The organism is uncultured Phenylobacterium sp. (assembly GCF_902826855.1).
In the GTDB taxonomy this organism is placed as follows: domain Bacteria; phylum Pseudomonadota; class Alphaproteobacteria; order Caulobacterales; family Caulobacteraceae; genus Phenylobacterium.
In genome coordinates this window covers 1-2,315 of the sequence record NZ_CADEGK010000349.1, presented here as the reverse complement: position 1 = coordinate 2,315, position 2,315 = coordinate 1, and the positions used below count along the sequence as shown (strand labels likewise).

Annotated in this window: 2 protein-coding genes and 1 pseudogene; all 3 read right to left on the bottom strand. The window is 64.7% G+C overall.

Annotated features, from left to right (window positions below; translation table 11 throughout):
* On the bottom strand, positions 1 to 1,570 hold a 1,570-nt coding region (gene fusA / locus QZV94_RS24595), incomplete at its 3' end, for an elongation factor G (protein ID WP_293683042.1).
* 102 nt (positions 1,571 to 1,672) lie between these two features.
* Positions 1,673 to 2,146, bottom strand: coding sequence for a 30S ribosomal protein S7 (gene rpsG / locus QZV94_RS24590; RefSeq protein ID WP_293683040.1), 474 nt, complete (start codon positions 2,144 to 2,146; stop codon positions 1,673 to 1,675).
* A gap of 11 nt (positions 2,147 to 2,157) precedes the next feature.
* Positions 2,158 to 2,315 (bottom strand): annotated as a pseudogene (rpsL, locus tag QZV94_RS24585) (30S ribosomal protein S12); the annotation flags it as partial.

Genomic DNA, 2,315 nt, shown 5'->3' with positions numbered 1-2,315 from the left:
CGTTGCCCTTGCCGGTCTCGTTCGGCTCGAGCTTCAGCTTGACGCGGGCGAACTGGCCCGTGCCGCCGGTCTGCTTCTTGTGCGTGTAGTCGATGTCCGTGACCTTACCCAGGCTCTCGCGGTAGGCCACCTGCGGCGCGCCGATGTTGGCTTCCACCTTGTAGGTGCGCTTCAGGATGTCGACCTTGATGTCCAGATGCAGCTCGCCCATGCCCTTCAGGCGGGTCTGACCCGACTCCTGGTCGGTATGAACGGTGAAGGACGGGTCCTCGGCGACCATCTTCGCCAGGGCGACGCCCAGCTTTTCCTGGTCAGCCTTCGACTTCGGCTCGATGGCGATCTCGATGACCGGCTCGGGGAAGTTCATCTTCTCCAGGATCACCGGCGACTTCAGCGGATCGCACAGGGTGTCGCCGGTGCGGGTGTCCTTCAGGCCGGCCAGGGCGACGATGTCGCCGGCGTGGGCTTCTTTGATGTCCTCGCGGTTGTTGGAGTGCATCAGCAGCATGCGGCCGACACGTTCCTTCTTGTCGCGGGTGGAGTTCAGAAGGCCCATCCCGGTCTCGAGCTTGCCCGAGTAGATGCGGCAGAAGGTGAGCGAGCCCACGAAGGGGTCGTCCATGATCTTGAACGCCAGCACCGACAGCGCTTCCTCGTCGGACGCCATGCGAACCACCGGCTCTTCGGTCTTGTAGTCGAGGCCCGGCGTCGGCGGGATGTCCAGCGGCGACGGCAGGTAGTCGACGACGGCGTCCAGCAGCGGCTGCACGCCCTTGTTCTTGAACGCCGAACCCGCGAGGATCGGATAGAAGGCGCCGGTCAGGACCGCCTTGCGCAGGCACTTCTTGATGACCTCGACCGAGGGCTCCTCGCCGCTCAGGTAGGCTTCCATCGCCTCGTCATCGAGCTCGACCGCGTTCTCGATCATGTAGTGGCGCGCTTCCTCGCACGCCGTCTGCATGTCGGCCGGGATCTCTTCGTCGTGGTAGTTCGCGCCCAGGCCTTCGCTATCCCAGACCACGGCCTTCATGCGGACCAGGTCGACGATGCCCTTCAGGCTGGATTCGGCGCCGATCGGCAGCTGGATCGGGATCGCCTTGACGCCCAGCCGCTCGCGGATGGTGCGCAGGCACATTTGGAAATCGGCGCCGATCTTGTCCATCTTGTTGACGAACACGATCCGCGGAACGTTGTAGCGGTCGGCTTGGCGCCAGACCGTCTCGGTCTGCGGCTCGACGCCCTGGTTGCCGTCCAGCACCGCGACGGCGCCGTCCAGCACGCGCAGGCTACGCTCGACCTCGATGGTGAAGTCCACGTGCCCGGGGGTGTCGATGATGTTCAGCCGGTGGCCGTTCCAGATGGCGGTGGTCGCGGCCGACGTGATCGTGATGCCGCGTTCCTGCTCCTGCTCCATCCAGTCCATCGTCGCGGCGCCATCATGGACTTCGCCGATCTTATGGCTCTTGCCGGTGTAATAGAGGATCCGCTCGGTCGTCGTCGTCTTGCCCGCATCGATGTGGGCCATGATGCCGAAGTTGCGGTAGTCGGAGATTGGGTGGGCGCGGGCCATCGTGGACGCTCTTGAAAAAGGGCTTTTCGTAGGGGGCCTGAACGAACGGCGCGGGCGGTTTAGCTCAAACCGCCCGCGCCGGAAAGCTCAGTGTAGGAGGGCTTACCAGCGGTAGTGCGAGAAGGCCCGGTTGGCTTCCGCCATCTTGTGGGTGTCTTCGCGCTTCTTGACGGCGGCGCCGCGGTTCGAGGAGGCGTCCAGCAACTCGCCGGCCAGCTTCTCGGTCATGGTGTTCTCGCCGCGCTTGCGCGCCGCGCTCACCAGCCAGCGGATCGCCAGCGCCTTGCGGCGTTCGGGGCGGACTTCCACCGGGACCTGGTAGGTGGCGCCGCCGACGCGGCGCGACCGGACTTCGATGGCCGGAGCCACGTTGTCCAGCGCGGTGTGGAAGGTCTCCAGTGGGCCCAGGTCCTTGCGGCGGGCCTCCAGGATATCGAAAGCGCCATACATGATGCTTTCGGCGACGGCCTTCTTACCTTCGTACATCACGTAGTTCATGAACTTGGTGACGACGAGGTCCCCGAACTTCGGGTCCGGGAGAACTTCACGTTTGTCTGCGCGACGGCGACGGGACATCTCTTATTTCCTTACTTCGGCCGCTTGGCGCCATAGAGCGAACGACGCTGGCGGCGATCCTTGACGCCTTGCGTGTCGAGCACGCCGCGCAGGATGTGGTAGCGCACGCCGGGAAGGTCCTTCACGCGGCCGCCGCGGATCAGGACCACCGAGTGTTCCTGGAGGTTGT